Annotated in this window: 16 protein-coding genes and 2 pseudogenes; 12 read left to right on the plus strand and 6 right to left on the minus strand. The window is 69.1% G+C overall.

Annotated elements, in window-relative coordinates; genetic code table 11:
* Positions 1 to 81: 81 nt before the first annotated feature.
* Positions 82 to 1,620, minus strand: coding sequence for a peptide MFS transporter (locus MXD57_RS30090; RefSeq protein ID WP_250405334.1), 1,539 nt, complete (start codon positions 1,618 to 1,620; stop codon positions 82 to 84).
* 490 nt (positions 1,621 to 2,110) lie between these two features.
* Here MXD57_RS30090 and MXD57_RS30095 point away from each other — a divergent pair, with 490 nt between their 5' ends.
* Together MXD57_RS30095 and MXD57_RS30100 are read left to right on the plus strand one after the other, a co-directional pair.
* Positions 2,111 to 2,788, plus strand: coding sequence for a response regulator transcription factor (locus MXD57_RS30095; RefSeq protein WP_250405335.1), 678 nt, complete (start codon positions 2,111 to 2,113; stop codon positions 2,786 to 2,788).
* Positions 2,789 to 2,830: 42 nt separating this feature from the next.
* Positions 2,831 to 4,096 (plus strand): ATP-binding protein, encoded by a 1,266-nt coding sequence (locus tag MXD57_RS30100; RefSeq protein WP_250405336.1) that lies wholly within the window; start codon positions 2,831 to 2,833, stop codon positions 4,094 to 4,096.
* Positions 4,097 to 4,315: 219 nt separating this feature from the next.
* On the opposite strand, the gene MXD57_RS30105 is transcribed toward MXD57_RS30100, so the two are convergent.
* Complete coding sequence (locus tag MXD57_RS30105; RefSeq protein ID WP_250405337.1) at positions 4,316 to 4,831, minus strand: GtrA family protein; 516 nt, start codon at positions 4,829 to 4,831, stop codon at positions 4,316 to 4,318.
* A 181-nt stretch (positions 4,832 to 5,012) separates the two neighbouring features.
* Here MXD57_RS30105 and MXD57_RS30110 point away from each other — a divergent pair, with 181 nt between their 5' ends.
* The 4 genes and pseudogenes from MXD57_RS30110 to MXD57_RS30125 all read left to right on the plus strand — a co-directional run.
* Positions 5,013 to 6,173: a 5-(carboxyamino)imidazole ribonucleotide synthase gene (locus MXD57_RS30110; RefSeq protein WP_250405338.1), complete on the plus strand. Its 1,161-nt coding sequence runs from the start codon at positions 5,013 to 5,015 to the stop codon at positions 6,171 to 6,173.
* On the plus strand, positions 6,170 to 6,688 hold the full coding sequence (purE, locus tag MXD57_RS30115) for a 5-(carboxyamino)imidazole ribonucleotide mutase (protein ID WP_250405339.1): 519 nt from the start codon (positions 6,170 to 6,172) through the stop codon (positions 6,686 to 6,688). Before MXD57_RS30110 ends, purE begins: the two co-directional genes overlap by 4 nt.
* A gap of 407 nt (positions 6,689 to 7,095) precedes the next feature.
* Complete coding sequence (locus MXD57_RS30120) at positions 7,096 to 8,283, plus strand: dipeptidase (RefSeq protein ID WP_250405347.1); 1,188 nt, start codon at positions 7,096 to 7,098, stop codon at positions 8,281 to 8,283.
* Positions 8,284 to 8,480: 197 nt separating this feature from the next.
* Positions 8,481 to 8,831 (plus strand): annotated as a pseudogene (locus MXD57_RS30125) (membrane dipeptidase); the annotation flags it as partial.
* A 343-nt stretch (positions 8,832 to 9,174) separates the two neighbouring features.
* Here the strand turns inward: MXD57_RS30125 and MXD57_RS30130 are convergent.
* Positions 9,175 to 9,531 carry a VOC family protein gene (locus tag MXD57_RS30130; protein WP_250405340.1) on the minus strand — a complete coding sequence of 119 codons (357 nt, stop codon included), beginning with the start codon at positions 9,529 to 9,531 and terminating at the stop codon, positions 9,175 to 9,177.
* 115 nt (positions 9,532 to 9,646) lie between these two features.
* On the opposite strand from MXD57_RS30130, the gene MXD57_RS30135 reads away from it, so the two are divergent.
* On the plus strand, positions 9,647 to 10,180 hold the full coding sequence (locus tag MXD57_RS30135; RefSeq protein WP_250405341.1) for a CGNR zinc finger domain-containing protein: 534 nt from the start codon (positions 9,647 to 9,649) through the stop codon (positions 10,178 to 10,180).
* A gap of 92 nt (positions 10,181 to 10,272) precedes the next feature.
* On the opposite strand, the gene MXD57_RS30140 is transcribed toward MXD57_RS30135, so the two are convergent.
* Positions 10,273 to 11,616, minus strand: coding sequence for a UDP-glucose dehydrogenase family protein (locus MXD57_RS30140; protein WP_250405348.1), 1,344 nt, complete (start codon positions 11,614 to 11,616; stop codon positions 10,273 to 10,275).
* A 180-nt stretch (positions 11,617 to 11,796) separates the two neighbouring features.
* On the opposite strand from MXD57_RS30140, the gene MXD57_RS30145 reads away from it, so the two are divergent.
* Complete coding sequence (locus MXD57_RS30145) at positions 11,797 to 12,954, plus strand: acyl-CoA dehydrogenase family protein (RefSeq protein ID WP_308290965.1); 1,158 nt, start codon at positions 11,797 to 11,799, stop codon at positions 12,952 to 12,954.
* A gap of 199 nt (positions 12,955 to 13,153) precedes the next feature.
* On the opposite strand, the gene MXD57_RS30150 is transcribed toward MXD57_RS30145, so the two are convergent.
* The gene (locus tag MXD57_RS30150; RefSeq protein WP_250405342.1) at positions 13,154 to 14,329 is read right to left on the minus strand and encodes a tyrosine-type recombinase/integrase; all 1,176 of its coding nucleotides are present in this window, start codon (positions 14,327 to 14,329) and stop codon (positions 13,154 to 13,156) included.
* A 145-nt stretch (positions 14,330 to 14,474) separates the two neighbouring features.
* Here MXD57_RS30150 and MXD57_RS30155 point away from each other — a divergent pair, with 145 nt between their 5' ends.
* The 4 genes from MXD57_RS30155 (at position 14,475) to MXD57_RS30170 (ending at position 16,679) form a co-directional block, all read left to right on the plus strand.
* Entirely contained in the window at positions 14,475 to 15,026 is a 552-nt protein-coding gene (locus tag MXD57_RS30155) for a hypothetical protein (protein WP_250405343.1), read from the plus strand.
* Between the two features lie 70 nt (positions 15,027 to 15,096).
* On the plus strand, positions 15,097 to 15,267 hold the full coding sequence (locus tag MXD57_RS30160; RefSeq protein ID WP_250405344.1) for a helix-turn-helix domain-containing protein: 171 nt from the start codon (positions 15,097 to 15,099) through the stop codon (positions 15,265 to 15,267).
* Positions 15,268 to 15,331: 64 nt separating this feature from the next.
* Positions 15,332 to 15,961, plus strand: a complete 630-nt coding sequence (locus tag MXD57_RS30165; protein WP_250405345.1) for a hypothetical protein — start codon at positions 15,332 to 15,334, stop codon at positions 15,959 to 15,961.
* A gap of 442 nt (positions 15,962 to 16,403) precedes the next feature.
* A complete protein-coding gene (locus MXD57_RS30170) occupies positions 16,404 to 16,679 on the plus strand; it encodes a helix-turn-helix domain-containing protein (protein ID WP_250405346.1) in 276 nt (91 codons plus the stop codon).
* A 133-nt stretch (positions 16,680 to 16,812) separates the two neighbouring features.
* Here the strand turns inward: MXD57_RS30170 and MXD57_RS30175 are convergent.
* A pseudogene (locus MXD57_RS30175) lies at positions 16,813 to 17,379 on the minus strand (class I SAM-dependent methyltransferase); the annotation flags it as partial.
* Positions 17,380 to 17,526: the final 147 nt, after the last annotated feature.

Consider the following 17,526-nt stretch of genomic DNA (forward strand, 5'->3'; position numbering starts at 1 on the left):
CCGGATCCGGGAACCCGACAACGACGGAGGGCCGCCGCACATCCCGTGCGGCGGCCCTCCGCCCTTGCGTGTGGGGGTGCGTCAGCGCACTTCGCCCATCAGCGACTTCACCTTCCGGCGGTACGTCCACACCGCGAAGCCGGCGAGCGCCGCGAGGGCCGCCTCCCCGAACACCGCGCCCGTGCCGCCGAGGTCGACCCCGGCGACGGCCGGGTTGGACAGCAGGCTGGTGATGGAGTCGCCCGCGGTGACCGCGAGGAACCAGACACCCATCATCTGGCTGGCGTACTTGGCCGGGGCCATCTTCGTCGTCACCGACAGGCCCACCGGGGACAGGCACAGCTCGCCCACGGTCTGGATGAAGTAGATGCCGACCAGCCACATCGGGCTGACCGCGGTGCCGTTGGCGGCCATGCCCAGCGGAATCAGGAAGAAGAAGAACGACACGCCGATCAGGACCAGGCCCATCGCGAACTTCACGATGGTGCTGGGCTCCTTGCCGCCGCGGTTCAGCCACATCCAGATCCAGGCGAAGACCGGGGCCAGCGCCATGATGAACAGCGGGTTCAGCGACTGGTACCAGGAGGACGGGAAGTCGAAGCCCAGCAGCGCGCCGGAGGCCTTGCCCTCGCCGAACGCCTGGACGGTGGACGCGCCCTGGTCGTAGATCATCCAGAACACGGCGGCCGCGACGAAGAACCAGATGTAGCCGGTCATCCTCGACTGCTCGGTGGACGACAGCTCCTTGTCCCGCTTGATGCGCATCAGCACGCCGGCCGGGATGACCAGACCGATGACGGTCAGCGGGATCATCGCCCAGTTCAGCGTGAAGTGGCCGGTGACGCCCACGACGCCGTAGAACACGACCGCGATGATGACCCAGGTCAGGCCCTTGCGCAGCCAGGAGGTCCGCTCCTCGGTGCTCAGCGGCTTCGGGACGACGCTGCTCTGCGGGTTCAGGTGGCGGGTGCCGAGCAGGAAGGCGGCCAGGCCGATCGCCATGCCGACCGCGGCCATGCCGAAGCCGAGGTGCCAGTTGACCTCCTGGCCGACGGTGCCGATGGCCAGCGGGGCGAAGAAGGCGCCCGCGTTGATGCCCATGTAGAAGATCGTGAAGCCACCGTCACGGCGCGGGTCGTCCGGGCCGTCGTACAGGTGACCCACCATCGTGGAGATGTTGGCCTTGAGCAGACCCGAACCGGCCGCGACCAGCGCCAGACCGGCGAAGAACGGTGCCTGGCCGCCGGGCAGGGCCAGCACGACGTGGCCGGACATGATCGTCACAGCGGCGATGGCCACCGTCTTGCGCGGGCCCCAGAGGCGGTCGCCGAGCCAGCCGCCGGGCAGGGCGAGCAGGTACACCATCGCCGAGTAGACGGACACGATCACCGTGGTGGTGGCCACGTCCATGGCCAGGCCGCCGCCCATGCTGCCCTTGCCGGCATCGGGGCCGCCGGACAGCAGGTAGACGGTGAGCAGGGCCTTCATGCCGTAGTAGGAGAAGCGCTCCCACATCTCGGTCATGAAGAGAGTGGCCAGTCCGCGGGGGTGGCCGAAGAAGGTCTTCTCGGACCCGGGGGTGCCCGGGCGGACCGAGTCCTTCGTCAGGCTGGACGCCATGGTCGTTCCTTGCTGGTCGGGACGCGCGATGGAGCGTTGCGCGCCCGGTGGGGGGTGGCCGGCACCGGCACGGTCGGTCGTCCGACCCCACGCCCAGGGGGAGTCCGCTCCGGATCGCGGAGCGGCGGACGGCGACCACCGGGATCCACGCTCGGTACACGTCGACGCGTCCGGAGCCCGGCCAGAGGTCATTCCTTTCAGGGCTGATCTTCGTCAGCCCGCACACAAAAGAGACCTTCAGCGAAATATGCCCGCCAAAGGTCCCCTGTGTGCTACAGGCGTTCACGTCACTTTACGTCAAGACACCGCCTGATATGGAAGGACTTGAGACAGGGATCACAGGTGTCGGGGGAACCGCGGTACCTGATTCGAAGGTCTCCTCTACGATCGCATCCCTCGAGCAATGGTTCGTACCACTGGCCCGGGAAGGTAAGAATCCTGGGAAGCGGTCACACCCCGGCACCGAGCGCGGGCGGTCTACCATCACCCCATGACCCGTGTACTGCTCGCCGAGGACGACGCGTCCATCTCGGAGCCGCTGGCCCGCGCACTGCGCAGGGAAGGTTACGAGGTCGAGGTGCGCGAGGACGGACCCACCGCGCTCGACACCGGAATCCAGGGCGGTGTCGACCTGGTCGTGCTCGACCTGGGCCTGCCCGGCATGGACGGGCTGGAGGTCGCCCGCCGGCTGCGTGCCGACGGCCAGTCCGTGCCGATCCTCATCCTGACCGCGCGCGCCGACGAGGTGGACACCGTCGTCGGCCTGGACGCGGGCGCCGACGACTACGTCACCAAGCCCTTCCGGCTCGCCGAACTGCTCGCCCGGGTACGGGCCCTGCTGCGGCGCGGCGCCACCGAGCCCCAGCAGCCGCCCGCCACGCACGGCGTGCGCATCGACGTCGAGTCCCACCGCGCCTGGATGGGCGAGGAGGAACTCCAGCTCACCGCCAAGGAGTTCGACCTGCTGCGGGTCCTGGTCCGGGACGCCGGGCGCGTGGTCACCCGGGACCAGCTCATGCGCGAGGTCTGGGACACCACCTGGTGGTCCTCCACCAAGACCCTCGACATGCACATCTCCTGGCTGCGCAAGAAGCTCGGCGACGACGCGGCGAACCCCCGCTACATCGCCACCGTGCGCGGAGTCGGCTTCCGCTTCGAGAAGAGCTGAGCCCCCGACCGGGGGCCCGGCACCGCTTCAGGTAACCAGGACATGCGCCGACGTCTCATCCAGTCCACCCTCGCCGTCGTCCTCGTCGTGATCGCCGTCTTCGGGGTCTCCCTGGTGATCGTCGAGACACGGACCATCACCAGCAGCGCCCAGGAGCGGGTCGAGTCCGAGGCGGCGCGGCTGGCGAGCATCGTGGACAGCCGCATCCTCGCGGAGGAGAACGTCAACTCCGAAGTCCTGCGCAACCCGGTCAGCAAGGACCAGTACGCGGTCATCAGCGTCCCCGGCCGGACACCGATCGAGATCGGCAGCAAGCCCGAGGGCGACGTCATCCAAGCCACCCAGCGGGGCGAGGAGGGCGAGACGGTCACCGTGCAGGAGCCGCGCTCCGCGGTCACCCGCGAGGTCGGCCGCACCCTGCTGATCATCGGGCTGGTCGCGCTCCTCGCGGTGGTCGCCGCCGTGCTGCTCGCCGTCCGCCAGGCCAACCGCCTCGCCTCCCCGCTGACCGATCTCGCCGAGACCGCCGAACGCCTCGGCTCCGGTGATCCGCGCCCCCGGCACAAGCGGTACGGCGTCCCCGAGCTGGACCGGGTCGCCGACGTGCTGGACTCCTCCGCCGAGCGGATCGGGCGCATGCTGACCGCCGAGCGGCGCCTGGCCGCCGACGCCTCCCACCAGCTCCGCACACCGCTGACCGCGCTGTCCATGCGGCTGGAGGAGATCACCCTCACCGACGACCCGGACACGGTGAAGGACGAGGCCACGATCGCCCTGACCCAGGTCGAGCGGCTGACGGACGTGGTGCAGCGGCTGCTGACCAACGCCCGTGACCCGCGCATCGGCTCCGCCGTCACCTTCGACCTCGACGAGGTCATCCAGCAGCAGCTCGCCGAGTGGCGGCCCGCCTACCGCAGCGCGGGCCGGGCCGTCGTCTCCTCCGGCAAGCGGCACCTGCACGCCGTCGGCACGCCCGGCGCGGTCGCGCAGGTGCTGGCCGCGCTCATCGAGAACTCCCTGATGCACGGCGGCGGCACCGTCGCGCTGCGTACCCGGGTCACCGGCAACCAGGCGGTCGTGGAGGTCACCGACGAGGGGCCCGGTGTCCCGGCCGACCTCGGCGCGCGGATCTTCGAGCGCACCATCAGCGGCCGCAACTCCACGGGCATCGGACTGGCGGTGGCCCGTGACCTGGCGGAGGCCGACGGCGGCCGCCTGGAGCTGCTCCAGGCGGCGCCTCCGGTGTTCGGCCTGTTCCTGTCCCGCACGCCCCCCTCCCGCAAACCGGACGGGCCCACGGTCCGCTGAGGGCTGTCCCGCAGTCCCCGGCGGGCGCACGACGGCAGCCGCGGCACCTCGCCGCGTTGTCGGATCGCCCGAACACGCCCGGTACGAGGACGGCCCTCCGCCTTGCGACGCACCGCATCCGACGCGTGCGCTGATCCACCGGGGTTGCGGGAAGGTTCACCGGCTCGCGGCGTCCGGCGCACCACCGCCGGGGCGGCCGCGTGACGTCCCGCGGACCGGCTACGGAACGCGCTGCCGGGACTCGGAGACCGGCGCGGGCTGCTTCGGCTGCCGCGCCAGGATCGACTCCGCGCCGGCCACCGCCTCCCGGGCGGGCATGGCACGGAAGACCCAGCTCCGGTACGACCAGAAGCGGAACAGGGTGGCGACGCCGATGCCCACGAACTTGAAGACGTTGCTCTGCAGCGGGCCGTCCCAGCCGAAGCCGTAGGTCGCCAGGTACAGCACGCCGTTCTCGATCACCAGACCGATCGCGCTGAACAGCAGGAACAGCGTGAGCTCCCGGGTGCGGCCGCTCTTGTCGCGGTCCCGGTACGTCCAGTGGCGGAACCCCACGTAGTTGAAGGCGATCGCGACGACCGTCGCGATGATGCTGGCGCGCACCACCGGCAGGTCGGAGGCGTGCCGGACCAGGTTGAAAACGCCCAGGTTGACGAGGACACCGGCACCGCCGACGGCACCGAACTTGGCCACCTCGCGCACGAGCCGTTGCAGCCCGGAGGAACGTAGTTCCATGGCTGTGCAGCTCCCGTCCGTAGGTTTCGTCGGCCAAGCCATGCTATCCAGGCCGCACCCCCGGCGCCTGCGGACGAGGCCACAGCGTCGGAACGGGTCGGAAAGAGCCGGGAAAGTCCAGGGTAACGGGGGTGCGAGGCCGGTCGGCCGGGCGGGTCGCCGTGGCCGATACGCTAGAGGGGTGACGTTCCCGGTAGTCGGCATGGTCGGCGGAGGTCAGCTCGCGCGTATGACGCACGAAGCCGGCATCCCGCTGGGCATCAGGTTCAAGCTCCTCAGTGACACCCCCCAGGATTCCGCGGCACAGGTCGTGAGCGAAGTCGTCGTCGGCGACTATCGCGATCTGGACACGCTGCGTGAGTTCGCGCGCGGGTGCGATGTGATCACCTTCGATCACGAACACGTACCCACCGAGCACCTCAGGGCCCTGGAGGCGGACGGCATCCCCGTTCGCCCGGGGCCCGACGCGCTCGTGCACGCCCAGGACAAGGGGGTGATGCGGGCGAGGCTCGACGCGATCGGCATCCCCTGCCCGCGCCACCGCATCGTGAGCGATCCGCAGGACGTGGCCGCCTTCGCGCGCGAAGGGCTCGCCGACGGCGCCGCGGGTGACGGCTTCCCCGTCGTCCTGAAGACCGTCCGCGGCGGTTACGACGGCAAGGGCGTATGGGTCGTCGACTCCGCGGAGGAGGCCGCCGACCCGTTCCGCGCGGGCGTGCCGGTCCTCGCCGAGGAGAAGGTCGACTACGTCCGCGAGCTCGCCGCCAACGTCGTGCGCTCCCCGCACGGCCAGGCCGTCGCCTACCCGGTGGTCGAGTCCCGGCAGGTGAACGGCGTCTGCGACACCGTCGTCGCGCCCGCCCCCGACCTCGGCGAGGACCTCGCGCTGCGCGCCGAGGAGATGGCCCTGACCATCGCGAAGGAACTCGGCGTCGTCGGCCACCTGGCCGTGGAGCTGTTCCAGACCCGCGACGGCCGCATCCTCGTCAACGAACTCGCGATGCGCCCGCACAACTCCGGCCACTGGACCCAGGACGGCGCGGTCACCAGCCAGTTCGCCAACCACGTCCGCGCGGTCCTCGACCTCCCGCTCGGCGACCCGCGCCCGCGGGCCCCGTGGACCGTCATGGTCAACGTCCTGGGCGGCGACTACCCGGACATGTACTCCGCGTACTTGCACTGCATGGCCCGCGACCCCAAGCTCAAGATCCACATGTATGGCAAGGACGTGAAGCCCGGCCGCAAGGTCGGACACGTCAACACCTACGGCGACGACCTGGACGACGTGCTGGAGCGCGCCCGTCACGCTGCCGGCTACCTGAGAGGCACCATCACCGAATGAGCCCCGTTGTTGGCATCGTCATGGGGTCGGACTCCGACTGGCCCGTCATGGAGGCCGCCGCCAAGGCGCTGGACGAGTTCGAGATCGCCTACGAGGTCGACGTCGTCTCCGCGCACCGCATGCCGCGCGAGATGATCACGTACGGCGAGCAGGCGGCCGAGCGCGGTCTGAAGGCGATCATCGCCGGCGCCGGTGGTGCCGCCCACCTGCCCGGCATGCTCGCCTCCGTCACCCCGCTGCCGGTGATCGGCGTCCCGGTCCCGCTGAAGTACCTGGACGGCATGGACTCCCTGCTGTCGATCGTGCAGATGCCGGCCGGCGTCCCGGTCGCCACCGTCTCCGTCGCCGGTGCCCGCAACGCCGGTCTGCTCGCCGCCCGCATGCTCGCCGCGCACGACGAGGAACTGCTGCAGCGGATGCGCGACTTCCAGCAGGACCTCAACGACCAGGCCACCGAGAAGGGCAAGCGGCTGCGGACCAAGGCCGAGGGCGCGGGCAGCGGCTTCGGGAACTGACCGCTGCCCCGTCCTGGCGCCGGATTCCCGGCCCACGCCGCTCGGCGGCTCGGCGAGCGGTCGAGCCCTTGACCGCCCTGTCCGGGACCTGCCGAAGCCGGAATGATCTGTGGCTGCGGAACGGAACCGCCCTTCCGCAGCCAGGCACTGCCGGCCCTCGCCGCCGTGGGCGCGCGGCACGCCCCCTCCTGCCCTCGCCCTCGTGGAACGCGGCCGGCTTCCCGACCGTCGGACGAGACCGTTCGTACGGTGGACGTACGGCCGCGCCCGTTTCCGCGCCCCCTCCCCGAAGGGGTGTGTGAACGGGTGTGCGCATCGACCGTGCTCTCCTGAGAAGCTGTCCGGGCGCTTCTCTCCCATGGCCACGGCGTGAACACGCCGTGGCCCAGTAAGGAACAGGTATGCCCATGACATCAGTGGACGAGGCCCGCGAGCTGCTGCGCGAGTTCCCGGTGGTCGACGGCCACAACGACCTGCCGTGGGCCCTGCGTGCCCAGGTCAACTACGACCTGGACGCCCGGGACATCGCCGCGGACCAGAACGCCCACCTGCACACCGACCTCCCCCGGCTGCGCGCCGGCGGGGTCGGCGCCCAGTACTGGTCGGTCTTCGTGCCCTCGGACCGGCCCGGCGCGGTGCCGGCCACGCTCGAGCAGATCGACTGCGTACGACGGCTGATCGAGCGCTACCCGGCCGACCTGGCCCCCGCGCTGACCGCGGCGGACATGGAGGCGGCCCGGCAGGGCGGCCGCATCGCCTCCCTGATGGGTGCCGAGGGCGGCCACTCCATCGCCAACTCGCTCGGCACCCTGCGCGGGCTGTACGCGCTCGGCGTGCGCTACATGACGCTCACCCACAACGACAACAACGACTGGGCGGACTCCGCGACCGACCAGCCCAACGTCGGCGGCCTGTCGGCGTTCGGCCACGAGGTCGTGCGCGAGATGAACCGGCTGGGCATGCTCGTCGACCTCTCCCACGTGGCGGCGACGACCATGCGCGACGCGCTGGACACCTCCACCGCGCCGGTGATCTTCTCGCACTCCTCCTCCCGGGCCGTCTGCGACCACCCGCGCAACATCCCGGACGACGTCCTGGAGCGGCTGCCCGCCAACGGCGGCATGGCGATGGTGACGTTCGTGCCGAAGTTCGTGCTGCAGGCGGCGGTCGACTGGACGGCGGCGGCGGACGCGAACCTGCGCGCCCACGGCTTCCACCACCTCGACACCACCGCCGAGGCCATGAAGGTGCACCGCGCCTTCGAGGAGGGCAACCCGCGCCCGGTCGCCACGGTGTCCACGGTCGCCGACCACCTGGACCACATGCGGGAGGTCGCGGGCATCGACCATCTCGGCATCGGCGGCGACTACGACGGCACGGCGTTCACCCCGGACGGCCTGGACGACGTCTCCGGCTACCCGAACCTGCTCGCCGAACTGCTCGACCGCGGCTGGTCCCGCCCCGACCTGGCCAAGCTGACCTGGCAGAACGCGGTGCGCGTACTGGGCGCGGCGGAGGACGTCGCCCGCGACCTGCAGGCCACCGGCACCCCGTCGAACGCCACGATCGAGTCCCTGGACGGCACCGGGGCCTGACGACCGCCCGTCCGGCGAACCGCCTGACGGCGGCCCGTCCGGCGGTTCGCCGCGCGCGGGGGCCCGGTTCCTCCGGGAACCGGCCCGTTCGGCGGTTCCGCCCGTGCCGGGCCGCCCGGCGCGTCGGGCGGTCTCGTCCCTCCGGCGGCGTCGCCCGTACGGCGGTTCGGCACGGACCGGCCGCGGGCCGTCGCACGGGCGCGGCCGGCGGCCTGTGCATGGTGCCGATGACCGCCGAGCAGACCGGCCCGAGCGTCCGGGACGTCGCCGACCACCTCGACCACGTGCGCGATGTAGCCGGGCCCGAGTCCGTGGGCCTGTCCGGCACCTACGACACCGGCGCCGCCCACCCCCGCGGCCTCGGCGACACCTCCCGCTCCCCCCGGCTGGTCGCCGGGCTGCTCCGCCGGGGCTGGGTCGAGTCCGAGCTGGCCCTGCTGACCTGGCAGAACGTACAGCGGGTGCTGCGCGGGGCGGACTTCACCGCCAAGACCGCGCAGCACCGCCGGGGTCCGTCGACCGCGAGCATCACCGAGCTGGACGGCTGACGCGGTTCTCGCACAGGGCCGTGAGCCCGGCAGCTCCCGGGTGGCCGGGCGCCCTGGGCGCCGTGCGGGTGTTCGCGGCACCCCGGGGCCTCCGGCGGCCGTCGCCCGGGCCTCGCCGGGGCCAGTCGCGGCCGTTCGGATCAGGCACCGGGTGAGCCCCTGGGCCCGCCGGAAGGAAGTCCGCGGCCCGTCCGGAACCCCCGGTCCCGGCCGTCGTCCCGGGCCCACGGAGTGTCAGCCGCCGCAACGCGGAACGCGGCAGGGGGAACCGGGCCGGGGCGGTCCGGCGCGGCGCGCGGCCGCCGGGCGGCGGCGACGCGCCTCCCGGCGTGAGCGGAGGGCGTCAGCAGGCGCAGAGGCAGAACGGGTGCCCGGCCGGGTCGGTGTAGACCCGGAAGCTGTTCCCGCCCGGCTCGGCCAGCGGCTTCGCGCCCAGTGCCAGCGCCTCCTTCTCGGCCTCGTCCAGGTCCTCCACCGCCAGGTCCAGATGAAGCTGCTGCGAGGCGTCCGGCGACGGCCAGCGCGGCGGGACGTGACCGGGGGCCCGCTGGAAGGCGAGCGCCTGCCCACCCGGCACCTTCAGGTCCACCCACTGCGCGTCCCCCTCGGGGGTACCGCCGAGCAGCCCGGCGTAGAAACCGGCGAGCGCGTGCGGGTCCGGGCAGTCCAGGACGACCGCACCCAGCTTGGCGAGAGCCATGACTTCCTCCAGGGGGATCCGAGTTACCTTTGAAACCGGTCATCCGGTAACGGTTACCGCATGCTCCCGCATGGCAGGTAACGTCGCAACCGGATTCGAGAGGTGGGTGGCGGACATGACCGAGCGGTCACCGGCGCCGGCAGGTCTGGCGCTGATCGAGTCCCTGGTGAACACGCTCGACATCGGGAGCGGCCGGGACACGCTCGTCACGGCCGACGGCCGACGGCTCTTCGGACTCACCGTGGAGGAACTGCCCGGCGCCCTGACGCTGCGCGAGTCGCTGCGGGCCGCCCTGCTCGCCCACGCCGGCCACCCGCCGCACCGCGAGGTCACCCCGCTCGGCGAGCTCCTGGTCGACGCCCCCCTGCACGTCACCGTCGACCCCGCCGACGGCTCCGCGGCCCTCGCCCCGGCCGACAGCGGTCCCCTGCCCTCCCGGGTCGCCGCCGCCGTCGCGCAGGCCCTGGTCGCGGGCACCTGGACGCGGCTGAAGGCCTGCGCCGCCGACACCTGCCACTGGGCGTACTACGACCGCAGCCCGGCCGGTCGCGGCCGCTGGTGCTCCATGCAGGTGTGCGGAGCCCGCGCCAAGATGCGCCGCTACCGGGCGAAGGAGCCGCACCCCACGGAGAGTTCGGCGGTCACATAGCCGTCCCGTGAGGCAGAATGCGGGAAGACGCCGGTTCGGCCGACTGAGCCTCGGCCGAACCGGCGTCGCCCGGCGAACACCCGGCGCCCGCGCTACGCCCTCGGACGGCCCATCGCCCGGTACGTCCAGCCGGCCCGCCGCCACAGCTCCGGGTCCAGCGCGTTGCGCCCGTCAAGGATCAGCCGGGCCGCCGCCGCCTCGCCCAGCGCCGCCGGGTCCAGCTCGCGGAACTCCTGCCACTCCGTCAGGTGCAGCACGACGTCGGCGCCCCGGACCGCCTCCAGAGCGGAGTCCGCGTAACCCAGCGTCGGGAAGAGCCTGCGGGCGTTCGCCATGCCCTTGGGGTCGTACACGGTCACCTGACCGCCCTGCAGGTGGATCTGCCCGGCCACGTTCAGCGCCGGCGAGTCCCGCACGTCGTCCGAGTCGGGCTTGAAGGCGGCGCCCAGCACCGCCACCCTTCTGCCCAGGAACGAGCCGCCCCCGAGCGCCTCCCGCGCCATCTCCACCATCTGGCCCCGCCGCCGCATGTTGATGGAGTCGATCTCCCGCAGGAAGGTCAGTGCCTGGTCCGCGCCCAGCTCACCGGCCCGCGCCATGAACGCCCTGATGTCCTTCGGCAGACAGCCGCCGCCGAACCCGATCCCGGCGCGCAGGAACTTCCGGCCGATCCGGTCGTCGTACCCGATGGCCTCCGCGAGCCGCGCCACGTCACCGCCGCCCGCCTCGCAGACCTCGGCCATCGCGTTGATGAACGAGATCTTCGTCGCGAGGAACGAGTTCGCCGCGGTCTTCACCAGTTCGGCCGTCGGGAAGTCCGTCACCACGAACGGGGTGCCCTCGCCGACCGGCGTCGCGTACACCTCGCGCAGCAGCTTCTCCGCCCGCTCGCTGCGCACCCCGACCACGATCCGGTCCGGGTGCAGCGTGTCCTGCACCGCGAACCCCTCGCGCAGGAACTCCGGGTTCCAGGCCAGCTCCGCGTCCGCACCGGCGGGCGCGTGCTCCGCGAGGTAGTCGGCCAGCCGGTCGGCCGAGCCCACCGGCACGGTCGACTTGCCGACCACCAGCGCCGGGCCGCGCAGATGCGGGGCGAGCGAGGCGACGGCCGCGTCGACGTACGACATGTCGGCCGCGTACTCGCCGTGCCGCTGCGGGGTGTTCACGCACACGAAGTGCACGTCGCCGAACTCGGCCACCTCGGCCCAGTCCGTGGTGAACCGCAGCCGGCCCGAGGACCCCTCGAAGCCCGCGACGTGCTTGCGCAGCAGCTCCTCGAGGCCCGGCTCGTACATCGGGGTCTCGCCGCGCTCCAGCATGGCGATCTTCTCGGGCACGACGTCGAGCCCCAGCACCTCGAAGCCCAGCTCGGCCATGGCCGCGGCGTGCGTGGCGCCGAGGTAGCCGGTGCCGATCACGGTGATCTTCAGGCTCATGGGTGCGCTCCAGCTCGGGGACTCGGTCATGCGGTGCCCGAGCATAGTCGGGCCGCCCACCGGGCAATTTCCACGCTGTCGCCAAGCTCACGTAGGCGGGTTCCGGGCGGCCCACTAAAATTTGAGTTACTTAACGGTAATTAGCGTCAGTATCACTGTGTCTTTGGAGCGTGAGAGACCGTGGCCGGAACGGCTGACTTCGACCTGTACCGCCCGTCCGAGGAGCACGACATGCTCCGGGACGCCGTCCGCTCGCTGGTCGAGGCGAAGATCGCGCCGTTCGCCGCGGCGGTCGACGAGGAGGCCCGCTTCCCCCAGGAGGCCCTCGACGCGCTGGTCGCCAACGACCTGCACGCCGTGCACGTGCCCGAGGAGTACGGCGGCTCCGGCGCCGACGCGCTCGCCACGGTGATCGTGATCGAGGAGGTGGCCCGTGCCTGCGTCTCCTCCTCCCTGATCCCCGCGGTGAACAAGCTGGGCTCCCTGCCGGTGATCCTCTCCGGCGGCGAGGAGCTGAAGAAGAAGTACATGACGCCGCTCGCCAAGGGCGACGCGATGTTCTCGTACTGCCTCTCCGAACCGGAGGCGGGCTCGGACGCGGCCGGTATGAAGACCAAGGCGGTCCGCGACGGCGACCACTGGATCCTCAACGGCGTCAAGCGCTGGATCACCAACGCGGGCGTCTCCGAGTACTACACGGTGATGGCCGTCACGGACCCCGCCAAGCGCTCGAAGGGCATCTCGGCGTTCGTCGTCGAGAAGTCCGACGAGGGCGTCTCCTTCGGTGCCCCGGAGAAGAAGCTCGGCATCAAGGGCTCCCCGACCCGCGAGGTCTACTTCGACAACGTCCGCATCCCCGCCGACCGCATGATCGGCGAGGAGGGCACCGGCTTCGCCACCGCCATGAAGACCCTGGACCACACCCGCATCACCATCGCCGCCCAGGCGCTCGGTGTCGCCCAGGGCGCCCTCGACTACGCCAAGGGCTACGTCCAGGAGCGCAAGCAGTTCGGCAAGCCGATCGCCGACTTCCAGGGCATCCAGTTCATGCTCGCGGACATGTCGATGAAGATCTCGGCGGCCCGCGCCCTGACCTACCAGGCCGCCGCCGCCTCCGAGCGCGGCGACGCCGACCTCACCTACCTCGGCGCCGCCGCCAAGTGCTTCGCCTCGGACACGGCGATGGAGGTCACCACCGACGCCGTCCAGCTCCTCGGCGGCTACGGCTACACCCGCGACTACCCGGTGGAGCGCATGATGCGCGACGCGAAGATCACCCAGATTTATGAGGGCACGAACCAAGTTCAGCGGATCGTGATGGCGAGGAACCTGCCCTAGCAGGGTTTTTGCAGGTCAGAAGCTGTTTCGAAGGTCCGGAGGGACACCCTCGGGTTTCTGCCCGTTGCGGTCCGATCAGGGCCGTTCCTGGGCGTCATGCTGGGGGAATCCTGGGCAGATGCCGGGCTGAAAACAGCCACTGACCTGCACAAACAACACAGCCCCCGGCGTCGCGCCGGGGGCTGTTGTCGTACGCGCATCAGGCGACCTCTGATGCCTCCGTCGGGTCGTCGGCGCCGGGCGTCAACATCGTTGCGATGGCGGCCCGACCGCGCTGCTCGGCCCCTTCGAAGATGTAGTGGTAGTGCTCCCTCAGCACGTCCGTGCTGCTGTGGCCCATCCAGTCGGCCACATCGTTCTCGGGGACTCCGGCGTACAGCAGCCGCGATCCGTAGTAGTGCCGGAGTGAGTGGGCCTTGCAGTACTTCACCTGTCCCTTGCCCAGAGCCTCCATCCAGATCCTCGGGTAGAAGTACGACGCGTAGAGGTAGCCGGTCCGCGTCACGTTGGGGAAGAGAAGCCGCTCCGGCCCCCATACGCCGTGGTTCTTGATGTGCCGCCGAAGCTCGAAGGCGACGTTCGGAGGGAGGGGGACAGTGCGCCCTGGCTCGCCTTCGTCACGAGCCTTGATGTGCCGACGCTGGATGGCGCTGTTCTTCCCCGACTCGGTGTCTCCGTCCTCCGCAATCTGAAAGTCGATCCGAAGCGTCTCGGCCTTGAAGTCGATCTGATCGCGGGATACCGCCATGGCCTCCCCCAGCCGCAGGCCGCACCCGGCCATGAGCCACAGCATCGCGCGGTAACGCGGAGGGGCGGCATCCAGCATCGCCAGGACTTCCCGCGTCGTGAGCCGCCTTGCGGTGCTCTTCTGCTCCCGGATCTCCTTGGCGCGGCTTCCGGCGCCCTTGACCTTCTTGCACGGGTTCCGGTCGATGATCTCGTTAACGACAGCCCAGTCCATCATCCCGGAGAAGAACGAGAATCGCTGACGGCGTGTGCGGGCGGAGAGCTTCCGGTCCTGCTCCATCCACAAGAGCCACTGCTCAACGTCTGCGACCTTCAGGGACACGATGGAACGGGCCTTGAAGAACGGCTCAATGGTCGTGTTGAGGATGGACCGGTACTGCTTCTTGGTGCTGTTCTCCAGCTTCCTTTGATTGGTCCACTGCTCCCACACGGCCGTCACGGGCTGCTTGCCCAAGCGGTCGTCCAGGTAGGTCCCGGCGTCGAGTTCCTGTTCCTTGCGCTTGCGCTGGTCGTCAGCCCGCTTCTTGGTCTCGAACGCCTTCTGTCGCTGCTTGCCGTCCGGGTCGTACCAGAACGTCGTCCACTTCTTCGGGTCGTCCTTTGACCGTGCGACCCATGCCCTTGCCACTGAAGCGGCCCCCTCCTGCTGCTGCCGACGTACGGGCCCGCCCCGCCGTCGCGCCGGTCATTCCCCGGCGTTCCAAGTTTGCGCACTGACCACCCTGGGTTGTCAACATAGGGTGGAACACCCTGGGTGTGCTAACTTGAGTGATATGGAAGCGGATGACAGCGGGTTCGAGATCACTCAGCGGCAAGGCGCCTGGGTGGTCCACATGTGGTGGCCCGTAGGGCCGATCAACGGGGGACCGCAGCGGATCACCATCCAGCCGGCCGAAGGTGCCCCGGCTCGTGAGGTGGCACGGGGTATCTCGACCACTGTCCTGCGCAGGCTCGACATGGTCGCCGCGTTGGAATTGGCCAAGCAGGCTCCCGAAGCTCAGCGGACGTTGGAGGAACTGGCAGGGAAGGTGAATGAGATGGGAGAGGCGGCGAGGCTCGCCCTGGAGGGCGAAGGCGTCTCAGAGCGGTACTTGACCTTGCTTGTAGCCACGTACACCGTCATGGCGGATTTTGGGGCTCCTGCGCCCATTCCATGGCTGGCCCGGCTCATCGGCCGCCGACCTGAGACGGTGAAGGATCACCTGAAGCGGGCCAGAAGGGACGGCTTCCTGACCACAGTTGCCGGTAAGGCGGGTGGCGAGTTGACGGACAAGGCCAAAGCCATACTTGAGGAAATGGCTGAAGCAGGTAGCCAACACGACTGAACCACCTAGCACTTCATACGCATTGAGCCCCCGAGGGTCTTCGGGGGCTTTCTTGTTTCTTGGAGGATGAATGGCGTACCCGAGACTGATGACCGTTGACGACGTGGCCAACTACCTGAGCAAGCCCCGTTCCTGGGTGTACGGGAACTGGAAGGCCGAACAGATCCCGTTCCGCAAGGTGGGTCAGTCCCTTCGTTGCCGACCGGTCGACTTGGAAAAATGGCTGGACGACCAGAACTGAAGAACTGCAATACGCGAACGCCCCCGAGGTAATTCGGGGGCTTTTTGTTTACCGAGAGGACTGCGTGACGAAGACGATCCCGCCGATGGGCGAATGGGGACAGGCCGAGTTGGAGCGGCGTGCGGATGCACTTCTAGAGGCGGCTGGCGAAGAGGCATCCGAGGAGTGGCCGGGTTTCTGGCCGGAGCGGGAAGAAGGGGAATTTGATCGAATAGCGGCGGCGCATACCGGGATGGTTCCTTTGAGTTGCGTTCCCATCGTGGCGGCACTTCCCAGCTTCGACCCAGATTTGAACCGTCGAGAGCTGGAATCCCTCATGCGGGAGCGGCCCGGTGCGGGGCAACCCGACCATTACGGCGAACTGGTCTCCCTTCTTGCCCAAGCGGAGGAAGCCAGCGCGCAATACGGCTCCGGTTTCACGGTGGAGCGCCGCAGCTCTCCCCCCGAGTTCTGTCAATGGACCGGATGCCGTGAGCCCCTGTATGCCTCGCAGACGGTACGAAAGCGTGGACGGCCCCGAAGGCACTGCCAGGCTCACCAGAAGGCAGCCAAGGCCCGCACGCGGCGTTCGCGGTATGCGGGAATCCGAGTGGGGCAGAACAGGAACCTCGTGTACGACTTTGACGGCCTGGAGGAGCAAGACCTGTCCGGCTACCGAGAGCTGTGGGGCCGGATCAACACCACCGGAAGGTGACGGCGGTAGCCGCTTCAGGGCGTCCCCCGCCTGTGTCGCATTTATTCAGAACAGTGGAGTAGCGATCCTCTGGGGCCATGCACACTCGGCGGTGTGCCTCTGGCACGGCCTACACGGCCGGGCAGTTCCCAAGTCGTTACGGGGCTCTGCGGAAACCTCCCTGTGAGATGACAACGTAGAGAAACACTCCTCCTCTTGCTCTCTGCTGATCTCGTTCACAGTGGGGGGTAAGGGGGGCAGTGTCTTCTCTTACGTTGTCCTCTTGTGAGGTGTAGGGCCGCCCCCAAAGCGGCCCTCTTCACTTGGATTCTCAGTCAGAGAATTTTAGGTCAAGTGGAGTGATAGTCGCCTCTGTGGCATCACCGGATTTCTTCACCCCTCAGCCACCCAGGGGCCCTGTCTTTTACTCTTCTTGTCACTCACTCGAATACTTGGAGGAACCATGTATGACCCTGAGAAGGGAAAATCTCTACGTCTCGGTTTGGGAATCACCGTCAAGGAGCTAGCCGATCAAATCGGGTGCAGCACCCAGGCTGTCTACCAGTGGGAGCGTGGTGAGCGTAAGCCGAGCCTGACTACGTTCGTGGTCATTGCTCATCACCTCCGGATTCCGATCGCTTCCCTGGTCAAACAGGCCGGAGGGGATGAGAACTCCGCCCGAGCGATTCAGCTTGCCGAGATTCATCGCATAGCCAAGGAGAACAACGATGAACGATGACCCGATGCGCGCAATGATCCGAGCCGAAATCCTGAAGGCGATGCAGGATGTCAGGCCCGCGCAGTACACGCGGGACGATCTCGCCCGCATGTCGCCGGAGCAGATTTCCCAGGCCCGACGCTCGGGCCATTTTGTGCTCCTCCTCCCAATGCGGCGCAATCTCCCAGCGGTAGACCACGATGGCATCGCGACCGTTCCGGCGGACGAGTCGGTCACTGATGTCCAGCCGGGAACCTCTGGCCCTCACGAGTTCCCAAGTACGGGAGGTGAGTACCAAGCGCCCGCCGGGACGCAGAAGCCGTGACATCGACTCCAGAGCAGCAACCCTGCCTCTCGCGCCCACGGCATGGTGCAGCGAGTTGCCAACGCAGAACACCATGTCGAACCTGTTGTCCTGGAAATGGTCGGGCAACTCTTCCCAGTTCGCCCGTACGGCCCGGACGGATGCCCCGAACTCCTCAGACAACTCTGCAGTCCGACGAACCATCGTTTCGCTGGCGTCAGTTGCGACAACCTGCATGCCACGACCGGCGAGGCCAACCGCCAACTGTCCGGTTCCGCACGAACAGTCGAGGACGTGAGCGTTCGACGGCAGGAGATTGAGGACGTCATCGAACGACGCAGCGAACTCGGCTGGAGCCAGCTTTGCATCCGAGATGAGCCACTCGTACACCTCGGCAAGCGCGTTATAACCCGTCACAACTACTACCTCCGTCACGCGGCAGACTCACGGCAGGACGTCAGTTCATCAGCGGGGCAAGCCGGGCACCAATGGTTTTCGCAAGGATGGCTCTGACGGTGTTTGTGGGTTGTCAGTTGTCCGTCTGAGTGGATGTCATCGGCTGGT

Source organism: Streptomyces cellostaticus (genome assembly GCF_023630175.1).
GTDB classification, from domain to species: Bacteria; Actinomycetota; Actinomycetes; order Streptomycetales; family Streptomycetaceae; genus Streptomyces; species Streptomyces cellostaticus_A.